Raw genomic sequence first — 16384 nt, forward strand, 5'->3', positions numbered from 1 at the left:
TTTTAATGTTTTTGGATAAACAATTTTGTGTTCACTTCATCGAAGGCAATCGCTATACCTTCATCTAATTTTTCTTCGAAATTAAGCTTAGCGGTCAAGGTTTCTGTTTTAATGTATTCCTCGTTGCTGGTCACAGCACTTTCCACAAAGCCGTCTTTTAATATTTTGATGTCAATTTTATCGGTCACTTCAAATCCAGATTCTTTTCTAAGGTTCTGAATTCTATTGACCAATTCTCTGGCAATTCCTTCTTTTCTTAAGTTGTCATCGATAGTAACATCCAATGCCACGGTCAATGCACCTGAACTTGCCACTAACCAGCCCTCAATATCTTGGGAACTGATTTCTACATCAGTTAACTGTAAAATAATACTTTTATTTTTCAATTGCAGCATTAATTCTTCATCCCGCTCAATTTTTTGTATATCCTCCTGCCCCAATTGACCTACGGCCCCTGCTATCTCCTTCATATCCTTGCCAAATCGAGGGCCCAAAACCTTAAAATTGGGTTTTATTTGTTTTACCAAAATCCCGGAGGCATCATCCAACAGTTCAATTTCCTTTACATTAACCTCTGACTTGATCAAGTCTGAAACTGCTTCAATATCTTCTTTTTGTGCATTATCCAAAATTGGAATCATGATTTTCTGTAAGGGTTGACGCACTTTTATTCTTTCTTTTTGACGAATGGACAATACCAATGATGAAATTTTTTGTGCCAATTGCATTTTTCGTTCCAATTTTTCATCTACCATCTCCGTATCAAAAGTTGGGAATTTGGCCAAATGCACACTTTCAAAACCTTCTTTTTGGGTGATGGCATCCAAATCTTTGTACAGTCGTTCCATATAAAAAGGAGCTATAGGTGCCGACAGTTTTGCAACGGTGACCAAACAGGTATACAAAGTTTGATAGGCCGAAATTTTATCTGGTTGATAATCTCCTTTCCAAAACCTTCTTCTGCTCAAACGCACATACCAGTTGCTAAGATTTTCTTGAACATAGTCAGAAATTATTCTTGCTGCCTTGGTCGCTTCGTAATCAGCATAGGCTTCATCCACCTTTTTAATCAATGAATGCAATTCGGATAGAATCCACTGATCAATCTCGGGTCTTTCCTTTAAAGGAATATCGGCCTCGGCATAGGTGAATTCATCAATATTGGCATATAGGGTCAAAAAGGAATAGGTGTTGTACAGGGTGCCAAAGAACTTACGTTTTACCTCTACAATGCCTTCAATATCAAACTTAAGGTTGTCCCATGGGTTGGCATTGGAAATCATGTACCATCGTGTAGCATCTGCTCCATGTTTTGGAAGCACCTCAAATGGATCTACGGCGTTACCCAAACGTTTGGACATTTTCTTTCCTTCTTTGTCCAAAACAAGTCCGTTGGAAACCACATTTTTATAGGAAACGGTATCAAAAACCATAGTTGCGATTGCATGCAGGGTGTAGAACCATCCTCTGGTCTGGTCGACGCCTTCGGCGATAAAATTGGCTGGGAAAGCCGCTCCATCGTCGATCATTTCTTTATTCTCAAAAGGATAGTGCCATTGCGCATAGGGCATGGAACCACTATCGAACCAAACATCAATAAGGTCGGATTCACGTTTCATAGGTTGACCAGAAGATGAAACCAAGGTGATTTGATCTACAATGTTCTTATGCAGATCAATTTTGTCATAGTTGGACTCACTCATGTCTCCTACCACAAAATCCTCAAAAACAGCTTTGTCTAAAACTTCGGCATCAACGGCTTTGGCCATTTCTGACTTCAATTCTTCAACGGAACCAATAATCATTTCTTCTTTACCATCATCCGTGCGCCAAATTGGTAATGGAATACCCCAATATCGAGAACGTGACAAGTTCCAATCGTTTGCGTTGGCCAGCCAATTTCCAAAACGTCCTTCACCTGTTGCTTTAGGTTTCCAGTTGATACTCTGGTTGAGTTCGAACATACGGTCCTTGACATCGGTCACTTTAATGAACCAGGAATCTAAGGGGTAATATAAAATGGGTTTGTCGGTGCGCCAACAGTTAGGGTAACTGTGCACATACTTTTCAACCTTAAATGCTTTGTTCTCTATTTTTAGTTTGATGGCAATCTCAACGTCAACAGACTTTTCCGGAACCTCATCATCGGCATAATATTCATTCTTCACGTATTTACCTCCCAACTCTTTCATCTCAGGTCTAAATCTACCTTGAAGGTCAACTAAAGGAACGGGATTATTATTGTCATCCAACACCAACATGGGTGGCACCTCAGGTTTTGCCTGTTTAGCCACAAGGGCATCATCTGCACCAAAAGTGGGCGCTGTGTGCACAATACCAGTACCATCTTCAGTGGTAACAAAGTCACCCGCAATAACCCGAAAGGCATTTTCTGGGTTTTGGTACGGTTGCACATAATTGATCAACTGCTCATATTTAATTCCGAGCAAATCTGCACCTTTACATTCTGTTGCAATCAAGAACGGTATCTTCTTGTTTTCTTTGGAATACGATGATAGCACTGAAACATCATCGGTTTCTTCATACTTACCTCCAAATTGTTTGCCTACTAAATTTTTGGCAAGGATTACATGGAGGGGTTCAAAAGTATATTGGTTATACGTGGCAACAACAACATAATCAATTTTAGCTCCTACTGTTAACGCTGTATTACTCGGAAGTGTCCACGGGGTAGTTGTCCAAGCTAGCAAATGTAGATGGTCAAACCCTTTTAAGAATTCGGGTAATGTGCGTTCTACAGCCTTAAACTGAGCAGTGACCGTGGTATCTGTAACATCTTGATAGGTTCCAGGTTGATTAAGCTCATGCGAACTCAATCCTGTACCTGCTTTCGGAGAATATGGCTGAATGGTATATCCTTTATATAGAAGCCCTTTATCGTAAATCTGCTTGAGTAACCACCAAACCGATTCCATGTACTTGGATTTGTAGGTAATATATGGGTCATCCATATCTACCCAATACCCAACTTTCTCGGTCATCTCATTCCAGACATCTGTATAGCGCATTACCGCTTTTTTACAAGCCGCGTTATACTCCTCAACTGAAATCTTTTTGCCAATATCTTCCTTGGTAATGCCCAATTCTTTTTCAACACCGATCTCAATAGGTAATCCATGGGTATCCCATCCAGCTTTACGCTTTACCTGATATCCCTTCATGGTCTTATACCTTGGGAAAATATCCTTTATGGTACGGGCCATTACATGATGAATCCCAGGCATACCATTAGCTGAAGGTGGGCCTTCATAAAATACATAGCTTTCCCCTCCTTCTCGTGTAGAGACGCTTTTCTCAAAAATCTGGTTGTTTTTCCAGAAGTCAAGAACCTCTTCCGATACTTTGGGTAAATCCAATCCTTTGTATTCCGCAAACTTCATATGTACTGCTACTTCTTCAAGATTTCCAAGTTTGCAAAATTATAAATTTAGATGGAATAATCCCCCTGTAAACAAGGTATTTGCGACTCCCTATGACAGTTAATCGAAATATGAAATCACAAAAGCGACGCTTCCCGTTAAAATCCATACCTTAACGGCTTTAACACTAAACCATTTTATAATGAAAAGAGTATTGATTGTAGCCGTAGCATTGTGTTTTTCAATGTCGGCAACTATTTCTTGTAAAGAGTCGGCCAACAAGGCCAAAGAGGCCACCGAAGAAGCGGAAAAGTCGCTTGAGGAGGCCGGAGAGGGCCTAAAAGATGCGGCCAATGATGCCGTGGATGCTGTAAAAGAAGCTGGTGAGGATGCCAAAGAAGCTGGAGAACAAGCCTTGGACAGCATCAAAAAAGCTGGTGAGGACGCCTTGGACAAGGCCAAAGAAATGGGTGAAGATGCTAAAGATGCGGTACAAGAAACCGCAGACGATCTTAAAAAAGCGGCAGATGAACTAGACCATTAAACTCTGCTAACCAAATAAAAAAGGCTTGGATTTTTCCAGGCCTTTTTTTGTTAAAAGCTGTACCCCAATCCTAAAATTAGGTTAGTGCCTGGAGCTGCTATGCCCGACGAATAGGTTCGAAATCGTTGGTTAGTGATGTTTTCCAAGTTTATGGTAGCTTTTAATGCGTTCGATATTTGATATTGCGACCTAAAATTTAATGTATACCACGAAGGGGAAAATGCATTTCCATTCGCATCAATATCGTAGATATAATCCTTGCTTCGTTCGGAAAGTGCCAAATTATTGTAACTGATTTCTCCATTATAGTTTAGGAACAAATCTGTTTTTAGTTTTTGATTTTGCCATATCACATGAAAATCACCAAAGGTGGGTGCAGCATGCCTTGCCGGGGAATCCTCTCCATTATCATCTTCTTCAGTGCCTTCGGTAATGGTAAGGTTTGATGTTAATGACCAGTTTTCATCTAAAAAAGCTTCTAAACCCAACTCAAAACCGTACACGTAAGCTTTTGCAGCATTTTGAATCGCCTGAACATTGCTTAATTCTCCGTTGTACAAAATCTCCCTTTCCCCATTAAAAGTGAAATTTCTTCGCACTAATGCATCTACCAAATACGTATAGAAAGCCGCTCCCTTTAAAACTACTTTGTCATTGAAGTTTTTTCGAACCCCAATCTCCGCATTATATGCATATTCGGGTTCCAATTCTGGATTTGGCACAACCACGGAGCCAGGTTCGGAATCGAATATTTTTCCAATGTCATCTATGTTCGGCGCCCTAAATCCGGTTGATCCATTTAGTGTTATCTGAAGGTCCGCTTTTGGGAACCAGCTAAATCCAAGACTTCCGGTGAACGCACCTGTAATAAGATCCGCTTCATCAAAAGGGAAAGGGAAAAATGTTTTATCGAACTGGGCATCTACCCAAACCTGACTGTATCTTGCACCTGAGAGTAATGTGAAGTTGGGCTTCAGTTTATACTCGCCATTAATGTAACCCGCAAAGGTTTGCCAGGTGGCTCCATCGGGATAGCGCGAAGCGGCATCGGCCACAGTGTTGGTTTCAATATTGGTTTGGGTTCCTTCGGAATTTACCTTATTGAAAATATATTCTGCCCCATAATAAAGTCGCAAATCGCCTATTTTTTTGTTCTCAAAATCAAGATTTATCGATATGGCGTCTACCTTTTCCACTGTTGTAAATCGATTGGGGTCTTGAAACAATCTTTCACTTCTGCTCTCTTCAAAATGTTGATATGCGGTAGTCAGTTTTACACCGTCATAAAATTTATTCTTCCCCTGCTTGGTCACCTGAAAATTTCCCATCATCCACTTTTGTGGACCGTAAAACCATTCAGCTGAGCGAAGTCCATCCCCCGAACTATTTGGTCGTATCAATCTATCATACCTGGAATATTCCGAGGTTTCGGAATAGTACAGTCCTAAATCATAATTCCAAGTGTTGTTAGGTCGATAGGTGAATTTCTGAAGGAAATTTATTTGATCATACCCCGATGAAACTTGTTTTCTTGGATCATTATTGGTCATCAATACATCTGTTCCATTTTCGCGAATTGCGTAATTGTTGCGTAGATATGTGTCAGGCCCATTTTTACCCATGGTCAAATCATCAAAATCGTTATAGCTGAAACTAGTGTATGAAGCCCATTTTTGTTGTCCAAAATTAAAATCGACATGTGCGGTGTTTTCATTATTGGCCGAAGCGAATCTATAATTTACATTTCCAGAGAATGTGAGGCTGTCGGTAAATGAAAACCGAGGTTTTTGAGTGAAAAAATTCATTACACCCCCTATGGCATCACTACCGTAGATTACCGATCCAGGGCCAAAAATTACTTCGGTGTTTTTTACGGTGAATGGATCTATGGAAATAACATTTTGGATATTCCCCCCTCTAAATATGGCATTGTTCATTCGTACTCCATCAACAGAGAGCAACAATCTATTTGTCGCAAAACCTCTAATCATGGGACTTCCTCCTCCCAATTGACTCTTTTGCACAAAGACTTTCCCACTGTTCTGCAAAAGATCGGCTGAAGTCTGTGGATTTGTAAAGGCTATGGAACGAGCATCAATGGATTCGATTTTCAATGGGACATCCTTTTTTTGTTGTTCCCATTTGGAAACGGACATAACCACTTCTTGTAGTTCTTCCGGTTTAAGGTCAAGGTAAACGCGATTGCCCTTTCGGCCTATCTGTGCTTTTGTTGTACTGTATACTTCGTAGCTAATATGTCTGAAAGTAATCCGTTCGTTTCTGGAAAAAATATCCAGTTCGCTGATCCCTTCAACGTCTGTAACAACTGTTTTTGATTTGTCTTTATTGTAGATGGCCATATTGGCAATAGGCGTGCCGGTATCGGCATCCAACACCGTTATTTCCTGAGCGGATACCGTTGTGTGAGCCAGCAAAAAAAAGAGGATAAAACCTATGGTTCGCATACTACTCAAAAACTGCATTTAAAACAGCCAAGGACTTGGGTTTTCTGAATCCGTGCAAATGTAGTTCAAAATACAGAATAACATTCTTTAGGAGTTGTTGTCTTTGTGGCTTGTTCATTCGTACTGTTGGAAGTGCATCAAAATTTATGCCCAAAAGCCTCTTGAAGTGGTCTAAATCATCTCCCTGAATCAATGGGTTCAATGAAGGTTTCTTATAAAAACTTCCTTCTAAAAGGTCAAAATAGGGTTGATTTTGAAATGAAGTATCTGGATAGAAGCCCAAATACTTGGTCAGATTGAGTAAAAACAGGGTGTGGAAATTGGGATTGGGAGCATGTACATCGAGCCAATAAAGTGCATATTCCAAATAGTTGAACAATCCCTCGTTCTGCTCTTCTTCTTGGATGCTGTTGCCCAACATCTCCGCTAAAAAGAGTACCATACTGTTCTTGGCAATATTGGTATGTAGCGATTTATAGGGTACCGCAACCTTGGCTTCGCGAATACTTTCTAGAGTTCCCTTGTTTTTATGTATCGCTATAATTTCCAATTGCATCAAGGGAAGAAAATAAGCGGCCTTTAATTTTCCTTTTTTGGAGGTCAAAACTCCTTTGAGCAGATAGGATTTTAGTCCGTCAGATTCTGTAAATGCTTTTACAATAAGGCTGGTGTCCCCGTATTTAAGAGATGAAAATATGATGGCTTTGGTTGTGATCTGCATTAAGACTATATAAACCCTTGGAAAAACACCCCTAATGTTCCCTTAAGGGAACATTTTACTTCTGTATGAAGATAAAAAAAGTGGGCGATTGTAAATGAACCGCCCACTTTATCATTTTGAATATTTGGACAAGGTTTAAATCACCCCTTGTGCCAGCATAGCATCCGCAACTTTTACGAAACCTGCAATATTGGCCCCTTTTACATAATTACAATAGCCATCTTCTTCTTTTCCATATTCGATACAGGAGTCATGGATATCGCCCATGATACCTTTTAATCGATCATCAACTTCTTCACGCGTCCAACTGATGCGAAGTGAATTTTGTGACATTTCCAATCCAGAGGTGGCTACCCCTCCGGCATTAGACGCCTTTCCTGGCGCAAAAAGTATTCTGGACTCATGGAACGCATGTATAGCTTCTGGGGTTGAAGGCATGTTTGCACCTTCAGCAACTGCCGTACAACCATTCTTGATCAAAGCGGCCGCATCGTCACCGTCAAGTTCGTTCTGCGTGGCACATGGTAATGCGACATCACATGCAACCTCCCATGGTGTTTTTCCTTTATGATATTCCGCAGAAGCATATTTATCGGCGTATTCAGAAATTCTTCCTCTTCTGTTATTTTTCAAATCTATGACAAAGGCCAACTTTTCTTCATTAATGCCGTCCTTGTCATAAACATATCCGCCAGAATCGGAAAGTGTCAACACCTTTCCTCCTAAATGCATTACTTTTTCAGCAGCATATTGGGCCACGTTTCCAGAACCTGAAATCACAACATTTTTGCCTTCGAAGGATTTACCCTGGGTTTTAAGCATGCTATCTGCAAAATAAACCGTGCCGTATCCGGTTGCTTCTGGACGAATCAACGATCCACCCCAAGAACGACCTTTACCTGTTAATACCCCGGTAAATTCATTTCTGATTCTTTTGTACATTCCGAATAGGAATCCTATTTCTCTGGCACCAACACCTATATCTCCGGCAGGGACATCCGTGTTAGGACCAATGTGCCTGTTCAGCTCCAACATAAAAGCATGGCAAAAACGCATTACTTCATCATCGGACTTTCCTTTAGGGTCAAAATCGGAACCTCCTTTACCCCCGCCCATAGGCAAGGTTGTCAAGCTGTTTTTAAAGACTTGCTCAAATGCCAAGAATTTTAGTACACTGGCATTCACCGTTGGGTGAAAACGAAGCCCGCCTTTATACGGACCAATTGCGGAGTTCATTTGTATACGATATCCACGATTTACGTGAATCTCTCCTTGATCATCGACCCAAGCCACTCTAAACGAAATCAATCGCTCTGGCTCTACCATTCTTAAAAGGATATTTTTCCCGTGGTAGATATCGTTTTTTACAATGTAAGGGATAACGGTTTCAGCTACCTCCTGTACCGCTTGGATGAACTCAGGTTCATGGCCATTTCTGGCAATGACCTCATCCATAAATGCTTTGATTTTTGCTTCCATAAAACGGATTACTGATTTAATGCCCCCAGTTTCTCAATTGGGGTCAATTTTATTGAATTAGGAATTAGACGGCAAAATTATGGTATTTACATAATTTAAAGCCCTGTTTTTTAAAAATTTTTCAAAAAACAATTATGCGATGGCTTGATCCAAATCAGCTATTAAATCATCCACATCTTCGATTCCCACACTCAGGCGAATAAGGGAATCAACCACTCCGCTTTTTTCCCGTTCTTCCTTGGGAATACTGGCATGGGTCATGCTTGCAGGGTGACCGGCCAAACTTTCTACACCTCCTAGAGATTCGGCAAGGGTGAACACTTCCAATTTTTCTACAATTTTAATCGCATCTTCGTAGTTACTTCCTTTTGGCACAAAAGATATCATTCCACCGAAATCGTCCATTTGACTTTTGGCAACATGGTGATTGGGGTGCTCTTCAAATCCAGGCCAGTATACTTTTTCAATTTTTGGATGTTTGGCTAAATACTCGGCAATGGCTCTCCCATTATCGCAATGCCGTTGCATACGAACGTGCAAAGTCTTGATTCCGCGAAGCGTTAAAAAACTATCCATGGGACCACAAACAGCTCCACTTGCATTTTGGATGAAATACAGTTGGTCTGCCAAATCTTTATCCTTTACAACCAAAGCTCCAACAACAACATCACTGTGTCCACCCAAATATTTAGTGGCCGAATGCATCACAATATCAGCTCCCAAATCCAATGGTCGCTGCAAATACGGTGTTGCAAACGTATTATCGACGGCCAAAAGCAGGTTGTTTTTCTTGGCTAGATCGGATACTGCCTTGACATCAATAACATTCATCATGGGATTCGTTGGCGTTTCCACCCAAATTAGCTTGGTCTTGTCATTTATCTGTTCTTCAATGGCATCAATGCTCTGCATCCCAACAAAATGAAATGTAATCCCATATTTTTCGAAAACCTGTTTGAACAATCGATAGCTACCCCCGTATAAATCATTGGTAGAAACTACTTCATCGCCGGGATTCAACAATTTAATTACTGCATCCATGGCGGAAAGTCCACTTGCAAATGCAAGGCCATAGGTGCCATTTTCAATGCTGGCCAAGGAATTTTCCAAGGCTGTACGAGTTGGGTTGGCGCTACGCGAATATTCAAAACCTTTATGGCCTCCCGGTGTGGTCTGCGCATAGGTCGATGTTTGATAAATGGGAGGCATAACTGCTCCATAAGCTTTGTCTGGATGCTGCCCTCCGTGAATGGTCTTACTGTTGAATTTCAAATCTTTTTTGCTCATTTCGTCTTAATCTGGCTACAAATGTATTGTTATCTTTTGGAGTAATCAATCATGTCTTATTTTTGAAGACCCTAAAACCTCAACTTATGAGAAAAGTGATTTACCTACTCCTACTTTTTCTGCCCATTCTTGGTTGCGAAAATGGCGACAAACTTACTTTTGAACCTATACACCTAACCAATGAAGTTTGTGAAGGCTGTCCGAAAATTGAGATAGCTATTCCAAAGGCATTGGACGAAACTATTATATCCAATAAAATAAATACAGCACTGGAAGAGGAAATTATCCTACTTCTATCTTTTGATGAAGAACAAGAAATTACTTCGATCAACGATGCTATTATTTCATTTACAAAAAGTTTTAAGGAGTTGAAATCCAAATTTCCGGATGAAACTGTAGGATGGGAAGCCAGTGTGGAAAGTGACATCTCTTATGAGGACAATGATATGCTAACATTAGAGTTCAACGCCTATACCTTTACAGGTGGAGCGCATGGTTATGGCTCCACATCTTTTTTAAATTTTGACAAGCGAAAAGCTGTTGAACTTGAAAATTGGGAGCTTTTTGATGATTTGGAAGGGTTTTTAAAGTTTGCCGAGATCAAATTTCGGATTCAAGAAGACATTCCGCAAGATGTAAACATTAATGCAACCGGATTTATGTTTGAGCGAGATGCCTTTCACCTGTCGGAAAACATAGGATACACTGCTAAGGGTATTGCCCTCATCTACAATCAATATGAGGTAGCTTCTTATGCCGATGGCCCAATCAACTTGACCTTGCCTTATGCCGAAGTAAACAAATACCTCAAACGGAAAATTAAACTATAGAGCATTCTTTTGGGTGAGAATGCAAAACTTAAGTTAAAACATATCTATATATTTAGATATATAAATATTTACATACATTTGTACTATGGATATTGTTGAAATAAGTAAAGTGTTGTCAAACAAGACCCGGGTCAATATATTGAAGTGGCTGAAGAATCCCGAAGCGAATTTTCCATCCCACCAAGATATAGATCATTTTGATGATGGAGTCTGTGTCGGATACATCCAAGACAAAACAGGACTCTCACAATCTACTATTTCAACATATCTGAATTCCATGCAAAATGCCGATTTGGTCATTCCGACCCGGCATGGAAAATGGACCTATTACAAAAGAAATGAACAAGTGATCAAAGCTTATGTGGAAAGCTTAAAACACGATTTATAATTTTTTTATTCCACATATCGATATTTAGCGAAATATGAATTTGAAGCTTATGGAAAATTGTATCAATGGTAACTGCGTCGACGAAATGGTGATTCCTCAAAGGGTTCATAACAATTTAATTGAACGAATAACAAACTTTGTGAAGACCTTCACCATAGAAGGTGCAGAGCATATGTCAAAAACTAAATAAAAAGCTATGAAAACCATTGGATTAATAGGTGGTATGAGTTGGGAATCCTCAAAAATATACTATCAACATATCAATGAAATGATTCGTGAAAGATTGGGTGGTTCCCACTCGGCCAAGAGCATTCTTTCCTCTGTGGATTTTGAAGAAATTGAACGTCATTCATTTTCCAATGACTGGGACAAAATTGGAAATATTATGGCTTCCTATTCCAAAAATTTAGAAAAAGCTGGTGCCGAAATGGTGGTTCTATGCACAAATACAATCCATTTGGTCAGTGATTCCATAACCAATGCCGTAAATGTTCCTTTTTTGCACATCGCCAATGCTACGGGAGAGGCAATCCAAGCAAAAGGATTGAAAAAAGTAGCGCTCTTGGGCACCAAATTCACTATGCAGAAAGATTTCTATACCAAAATATTGGAAGATCAGTATGGTTTGGAAATCTTGGTTCCCAACAATGAGGATATGGACATATTACAGGATATGATCTATAACCAACTGGTTAAAGGAATCTTTACCGAAGAGGCCAAGAACACATGCATAAAAATCATTAAAAAATTGAAAGAGCAAGGGGCCGAAGGAGCCATTTTGGGCTGCACGGAATTGCCGATTTTGATTCCGGCCGATGAGGTCGATATCCCAACTTTTGACACGGCAAAAATACATGCGCAAAAAGCTGTGGATTTTGCGCTTTCATAATATTAAATCAAGCTAAATCTAAATCCCTTTCTTGCTAAAAATAGATTTATTTTGCATTGCGAAATGCAATCCATAAAAGTTTTATAAATGCAGCTCTTTAACCTGAACAACAAGACCTTCTCCCTTCTTGAAAACTCTGAAAACGGAAAGGTTGATTCAAATACCATTTTCAGATACCAACAAGAAGATGATCTTGTAACGGCAGAGTACGACGGAGGAACAATTCGATATGGGAAAATAATTGCCCAACTCGATGGAGACAAATTGACAATGCTATATCAATGCATAACTGTGGATGGGGAGCTGAAGGCCGGAAAAGCAAAAGCACAAATACGAGTTGATGTAAACAATAAAATCCATTTACATTTGAATTGGCAATGGCTGGGAGATTCAGCAAAAACAGGAGTTTCCGAATACATAGAAAACTAATTAAAACCACTGAAATTAATTCAACACCCAATGAAAAAAATCTATCATTTAGGAAGCTGTTCTACCTGTCAACGTATACTGAAAGAATTGGAACCCTTGGACGGGATTGAATTGCAAGAAATAAAGTCAGCATCCATTACCCCAGAGCAATTGGAAGAAATGAAAAACCTTATTGGAAGCTACGAGGCCTTGTTCAGTAGAAGAGCCATGCTTTTTCGTCAAAGAGGATTACATGAGCAACAATTGTCTGAAGATGATTTTAAAAATCTCATCTTGGAGCACTACACCTTTTTAAAAAGGCCAGTGACCATTTTTGAAGATCAGATTTTCATCGGAAATTCAAAAAAAGTGGTTGAAGCCACTAAAGAGGCACTACATTCATGAGCAAAAGAACACTCGCCCTGTTGGCTGCACTTGGCGCCACCACCATTTATGGAATCAACCATACCCTTGCAAAGGGTGTAATGCCCCATTATGTGGGTGCGTTTGGTTTTATTATGTTGCGCCTAGGCGGTGCTACAATACTCTTTTGGGCTATTTCTATTTTCGGTCCAAAAGAAAAAATTGAAAAAAAAGACTGGGGAAGAATTTTCTTCTGCTCACTTCTGGGAATGGCCATTAATATGCTTGCCTTTTTTAAAGGCCTTGAGCTGTCCACTCCCATCAATAGCTCTGTTCTAGTTACCATTACCCCCATAATTGTTGTGGTTCTTTCGGCACTGTTCATAAAAGAACGCATTACCTGGAACAAGGGCTTGGGAATTTTTATGGGATTTATTGGTGCATTAGGACTGATCTTATTCGGGGCCGAAATACGACAGGATGCTCCCAATATCCCTTTGGGAAACATGCTTTTTGTTCTCAATGCCACAGTTTATGGTTCCTATCTTATTCTGATAAAAAAGTTGATTGAAAAATATCACCCTTTCACTTTAATGAAATGGCTGTTTGCCATTGGATTGGTGCTTGCTTTTCCGATTACCTTTCCTGAATTTTCAGAAATAGACTGGCTAAACATGCCATTATGGGTTTATGGTGTAATTGCATTTGTAGTCATTGGCACTACTTTCTTGACCTATCTATTCAATGTTTTTGCCCTTACAGAGCTCAAAGCGTCCACCGTGGGTGCATTTATTTATTTACAACCATTGTTAGGAATTTTGTTTGCCCTTTCTTCGGGCAAGGACCACCTTACATTGGTAAAGATTTTGGCGACCGTATTGGTGTTATTGGGAGTTTATCTGGCCAGTAGAAAGCCGAAACCGAGTCCATAAAATCAACTTCATTATAAGTTCTTCGGAATTTGAACATGCTTTCGGGTATCTGCTTTGGTTAAAAGCTTAAAATCCATCGCCCTTTCCATTTTATGAAAAGCATCCAAAAATATTTGAGGTAAGGCGGTCAACTTTCGTTCGTTAAGGTCCATCCAGGCACCCATCATTTGGCAACGGGCAAAGTTTTTGCCTTCACTATCATAAAAATCATGTTGAAATTCAAAGAACATCCCATCTTCACTCAATCCCTTTAAATTCAATGAGACTTTTACCGGTTTTCCTGGAAATACTTCTTTAAAGTAATACATGTGCTCATAAAATACCGCAGGACCAATATTGTGTTCCGCCATGGACTTTTGATTAAACCCCAACTGACCTAAATAGGCCATTCGGGTATGACTCATAAAATTTATATAGGCCGAGTTGGCCAAATGGCGATTGGCATCCAAATCGCTCCATCTAATATCAAATTCTTTAAAAAACATGGACTGTTCATTTGTTATGCATGCATAATAATTGTAAAATTACCATAGTTTTGAAAACAGACCGCATCCGAGTGCAATAATTAATCTATTTTTAAAGACACTTTAACAGAAAAACCATGAGCGAAAAAGCCGAATTCATCAAAGACCTTTCTTTACCTGCAGTAGCTGCACCCATGTTTCTTATTTCAGGTCCAAAATTGGTGGTGGAATGCTGTAAAAATGGCATTGTGGGAACCTTTCCAGCGCTTAACCAACGGACTAGCGAAGGTTTTGAGGAATGGCTTGTTCAAATAAAAGCGGAACTGGAACAGTTTGAGAAGGAAACTGGCAAAAAACCCGCACCTTTTGGAGTAAACCTTATTGTGCACCCGACCAATCCAAGACTTGAAGCAGACGTCAAACTCTGCATGAAACACAAGGTTCCACTGATAATAACTTCCCTGGGAGCCGTTAGTATGGTCGTAGATGCCATACACAGCTATGGCGGATTGGTTTTTCATGATATCATTAAAAAGAGACACGCGGAGAAAGCTTCGGAAGCAGGAGTAGATGGCCTTATTTTGGTTTCCGCTGGTGCAGGAGGTCATGGAGGTAACCTTAACCCGATGAGTTTGATTGCCGAAGTGAAAAAAATATTCAAAAAGACGATTCTGCTTTCAGGTTGTATCAGCACAGGAAGAGACATTGCTTCTGCCATGCAAATGGGGGCCGATCTCGCCTATATGGGAACCCGGTTTATTAATGTTGAAGAAAGCAAAGCGCCAGAAGAATATCGAAAAATGATTATTGAAGCTGGCGCTAACGATATCGTATATACTGCGGCAATTTCTGGAGTGCATGCCAATTTCTTGTCGGCAAGCCTCCAAGCAGCCGGAATTACGGAAGAAGATCTGAAAAAAGAACATAAAGTTGATTTTGGAAAGGAATTGGACACCGAAGTCAAAGCGTGGAAAACCATTTGGTCCGCCGGACAAGGGGTAACCACTATTGAAAACGTGATGCCCGTTTCGGAATTGGTGGACACTTTAAAATCTGAATTTAAAACCGCAATTGAAGAGCAGGCCAACTTGTTGGAAACTTTCCCTAAAAACTAGAATGGTATAATCCTTCAATAAAACACCTTACAGCAATGCCTTTGGTGCCATCAAATTACTCCCCTCCCTTATTTTTTAGAAGCGGACATTTGGCTACCATATATTGTGGGCTTTTCAGAAGAGTTAACGGACTGGTCCAAACCAGGGAGCGAGTAATTCTTTCAGATGAAGATTTTTTGGACTTGGACTGGAGCCAAGCCATAGGTAAAACCAACAAACTGGTACTACTTCTACATGGGTTGGAAGGTGACGCACAGCGTCCCTATATTACCGGAAGTGCAAAATTGTTCAATAAAAATGGTTTTGATGCCTGTGCAATAAACTACAGGGGGTGTAGTGGAGAAACCAATAAACATTACCGCTCTTATCACTCTGGCGCCACCGAAGATTTAAAGGAGATTATCCATCATATTCTGGCAACCAAAGATTATACAGAAGTCTACTTAAAGGGTTTCAGCTTGGGGGGCAACCTAGCACTTAAATATTTGGGCGAAGACAATGAAATTCCTAAGGAAATTAAAGCGGCCGTAGCCGTTTCAGTTCCATGCAGTCTAAAGGACACCTGCGATCAGTTACTGTCAAACAACAATGTGCTGTATGAGAAAAGATTCAGAAAACATTTGATTGCCAAACTAAAACTAAAACAGCCAAAATTTCCCCACCTCATTTCCGATGCTGATATTAAAGCCATAAAGACTTTGAGAGATTTTGATGATGTATATACCAGCAAGGCTCACAATTTTAAAGATGCGTTCGATTATTACGATAAGTGCAGTTCACTTCAATTCTTACCAAATATTACTGTCCCAAGCTTGATTATAAATGCAAAAAACGATTCTTTTTTAGGAATGGACTGTTATCCTATTGCTGAAACAGAAAAAAACAAAAAGCTTTTTTTGCAAACCCCAACTTATGGTGGGCATGTAGGTTTCTGGGGCAAAAACAATATTACCTACACAGAGAGAAGAGCACTGGATTTTTTCATCGATAACTAAATTTGAATCATTTGTTTTGAATTGTTAAACGAAAAGGTTTTCGCTTGATAAATCATTCCGAAACGCCCTGTATCGTCCATTTTACTAGTAATATTTCGTTATATTAGTTGCTTCTGTTAGCTAC

The 16384-nt window shown here is 39.9% G+C and carries 15 protein-coding genes; 9 read left to right on the forward strand and 6 right to left on the reverse strand.

The genetic code is table 11. The features are described from left to right. Positions 1-2 precede the first annotated feature (2 nt). The gene (ileS, locus tag IAG46_RS09600; RefSeq protein ID WP_190810138.1) at positions 3-3401 is read right to left on the reverse strand and encodes an isoleucine--tRNA ligase; all 3399 of its coding nucleotides are present in this window, start codon (positions 3399-3401) and stop codon (positions 3-5) included. 181 nt (positions 3402-3582) lie between these two features. On the opposite strand from ileS, the gene IAG46_RS09605 reads away from it, so the two are divergent. After that, a complete protein-coding gene (locus tag IAG46_RS09605; RefSeq protein ID WP_190810139.1) occupies positions 3583-3924 on the forward strand; it encodes a YtxH domain-containing protein in 342 nt (113 codons plus the stop codon). A gap of 50 nt (positions 3925-3974) precedes the next feature. On the opposite strand, the gene IAG46_RS09610 is transcribed toward IAG46_RS09605, so the two are convergent. The 4 genes from IAG46_RS09610 to IAG46_RS09625 form a co-directional block, all read right to left on the reverse strand. Then, a complete protein-coding gene (locus IAG46_RS09610; RefSeq protein ID WP_190810140.1) occupies positions 3975-6407 on the reverse strand; it encodes a TonB-dependent receptor in 2433 nt (810 codons plus the stop codon). Then, positions 6391-7110: a DNA repair protein RecO gene (gene recO / locus IAG46_RS09615; protein WP_190810141.1), complete on the reverse strand. Its 720-nt coding sequence runs from the start codon at positions 7108-7110 to the stop codon at positions 6391-6393. The genes IAG46_RS09610 and recO overlap by 17 nt, the downstream gene beginning before the upstream one ends. Positions 7111-7245: 135 nt before the next feature. Continuing rightward, on the reverse strand, positions 7246-8589 hold the full coding sequence (gdhA, locus tag IAG46_RS09620) for an NADP-specific glutamate dehydrogenase (protein WP_190810142.1): 1344 nt from the start codon (positions 8587-8589) through the stop codon (positions 7246-7248). A 132-nt stretch (positions 8590-8721) separates the two neighbouring features. Further along, positions 8722-9876, reverse strand: coding sequence for a cystathionine gamma-synthase (locus IAG46_RS09625; protein ID WP_190810143.1), 1155 nt, complete (start codon positions 9874-9876; stop codon positions 8722-8724). 86 nt (positions 9877-9962) lie between these two features. On the opposite strand from IAG46_RS09625, the gene IAG46_RS09630 reads away from it, so the two are divergent. From IAG46_RS09630 to IAG46_RS09655, 6 genes are all read left to right on the forward strand, one after another. Further along, complete coding sequence (locus IAG46_RS09630) at positions 9963-10706, forward strand: DUF3298 and DUF4163 domain-containing protein (RefSeq protein WP_190810144.1); 744 nt, start codon at positions 9963-9965, stop codon at positions 10704-10706. Positions 10707-10791: 85 nt separating this feature from the next. Next, positions 10792-11094, forward strand: a complete 303-nt coding sequence (locus tag IAG46_RS09635; RefSeq protein WP_190810145.1) for a helix-turn-helix transcriptional regulator — start codon at positions 10792-10794, stop codon at positions 11092-11094. A gap of 196 nt (positions 11095-11290) precedes the next feature. Next, positions 11291-11983, forward strand: coding sequence for an aspartate/glutamate racemase family protein (locus tag IAG46_RS09640; RefSeq protein ID WP_190810146.1), 693 nt, complete (start codon positions 11291-11293; stop codon positions 11981-11983). Positions 11984-12070: 87 nt separating this feature from the next. Next, entirely contained in the window at positions 12071-12412 is a 342-nt protein-coding gene (locus tag IAG46_RS09645) for a hypothetical protein (RefSeq protein ID WP_190810147.1), read from the forward strand. 30 nt (positions 12413-12442) lie between these two features. After that, positions 12443-12796 (forward strand): arsenate reductase family protein, encoded by a 354-nt coding sequence (locus tag IAG46_RS09650; protein ID WP_190810148.1) that lies wholly within the window; start codon positions 12443-12445, stop codon positions 12794-12796. Continuing rightward, a complete protein-coding gene (locus IAG46_RS09655) occupies positions 12793-13686 on the forward strand; it encodes a DMT family transporter (protein ID WP_190810149.1) in 894 nt (297 codons plus the stop codon). Before IAG46_RS09650 ends, IAG46_RS09655 begins: the two co-directional genes overlap by 4 nt. 11 nt (positions 13687-13697) lie before the next feature. Here IAG46_RS09655 and IAG46_RS09660 read toward each other — a convergent pair whose 3' ends face one another. Continuing rightward, positions 13698-14171: a thioesterase family protein gene (locus IAG46_RS09660; RefSeq protein ID WP_190810150.1), complete on the reverse strand. Its 474-nt coding sequence runs from the start codon at positions 14169-14171 to the stop codon at positions 13698-13700. Positions 14172-14287: 116 nt separating this feature from the next. Between IAG46_RS09660 and IAG46_RS09665 the strand changes: the two genes are divergently transcribed. Together IAG46_RS09665 and IAG46_RS09670 are read left to right on the forward strand one after the other, a co-directional pair. Further along, positions 14288-15265, forward strand: a complete 978-nt coding sequence (locus IAG46_RS09665; protein ID WP_190810151.1) for a nitronate monooxygenase family protein — start codon at positions 14288-14290, stop codon at positions 15263-15265. 35 nt (positions 15266-15300) lie between these two features. Further along, the gene (locus IAG46_RS09670) at positions 15301-16260 is read left to right on the forward strand and encodes a YheT family hydrolase (protein ID WP_190810152.1); all 960 of its coding nucleotides are present in this window, start codon (positions 15301-15303) and stop codon (positions 16258-16260) included. Positions 16261-16384: the final 124 nt, after the last annotated feature.

The organism is Flagellimonas sp. S3867 (assembly GCF_014698935.1).
GTDB lineage: Bacteria > Bacteroidota > Bacteroidia > Flavobacteriales > Flavobacteriaceae > Flagellimonas.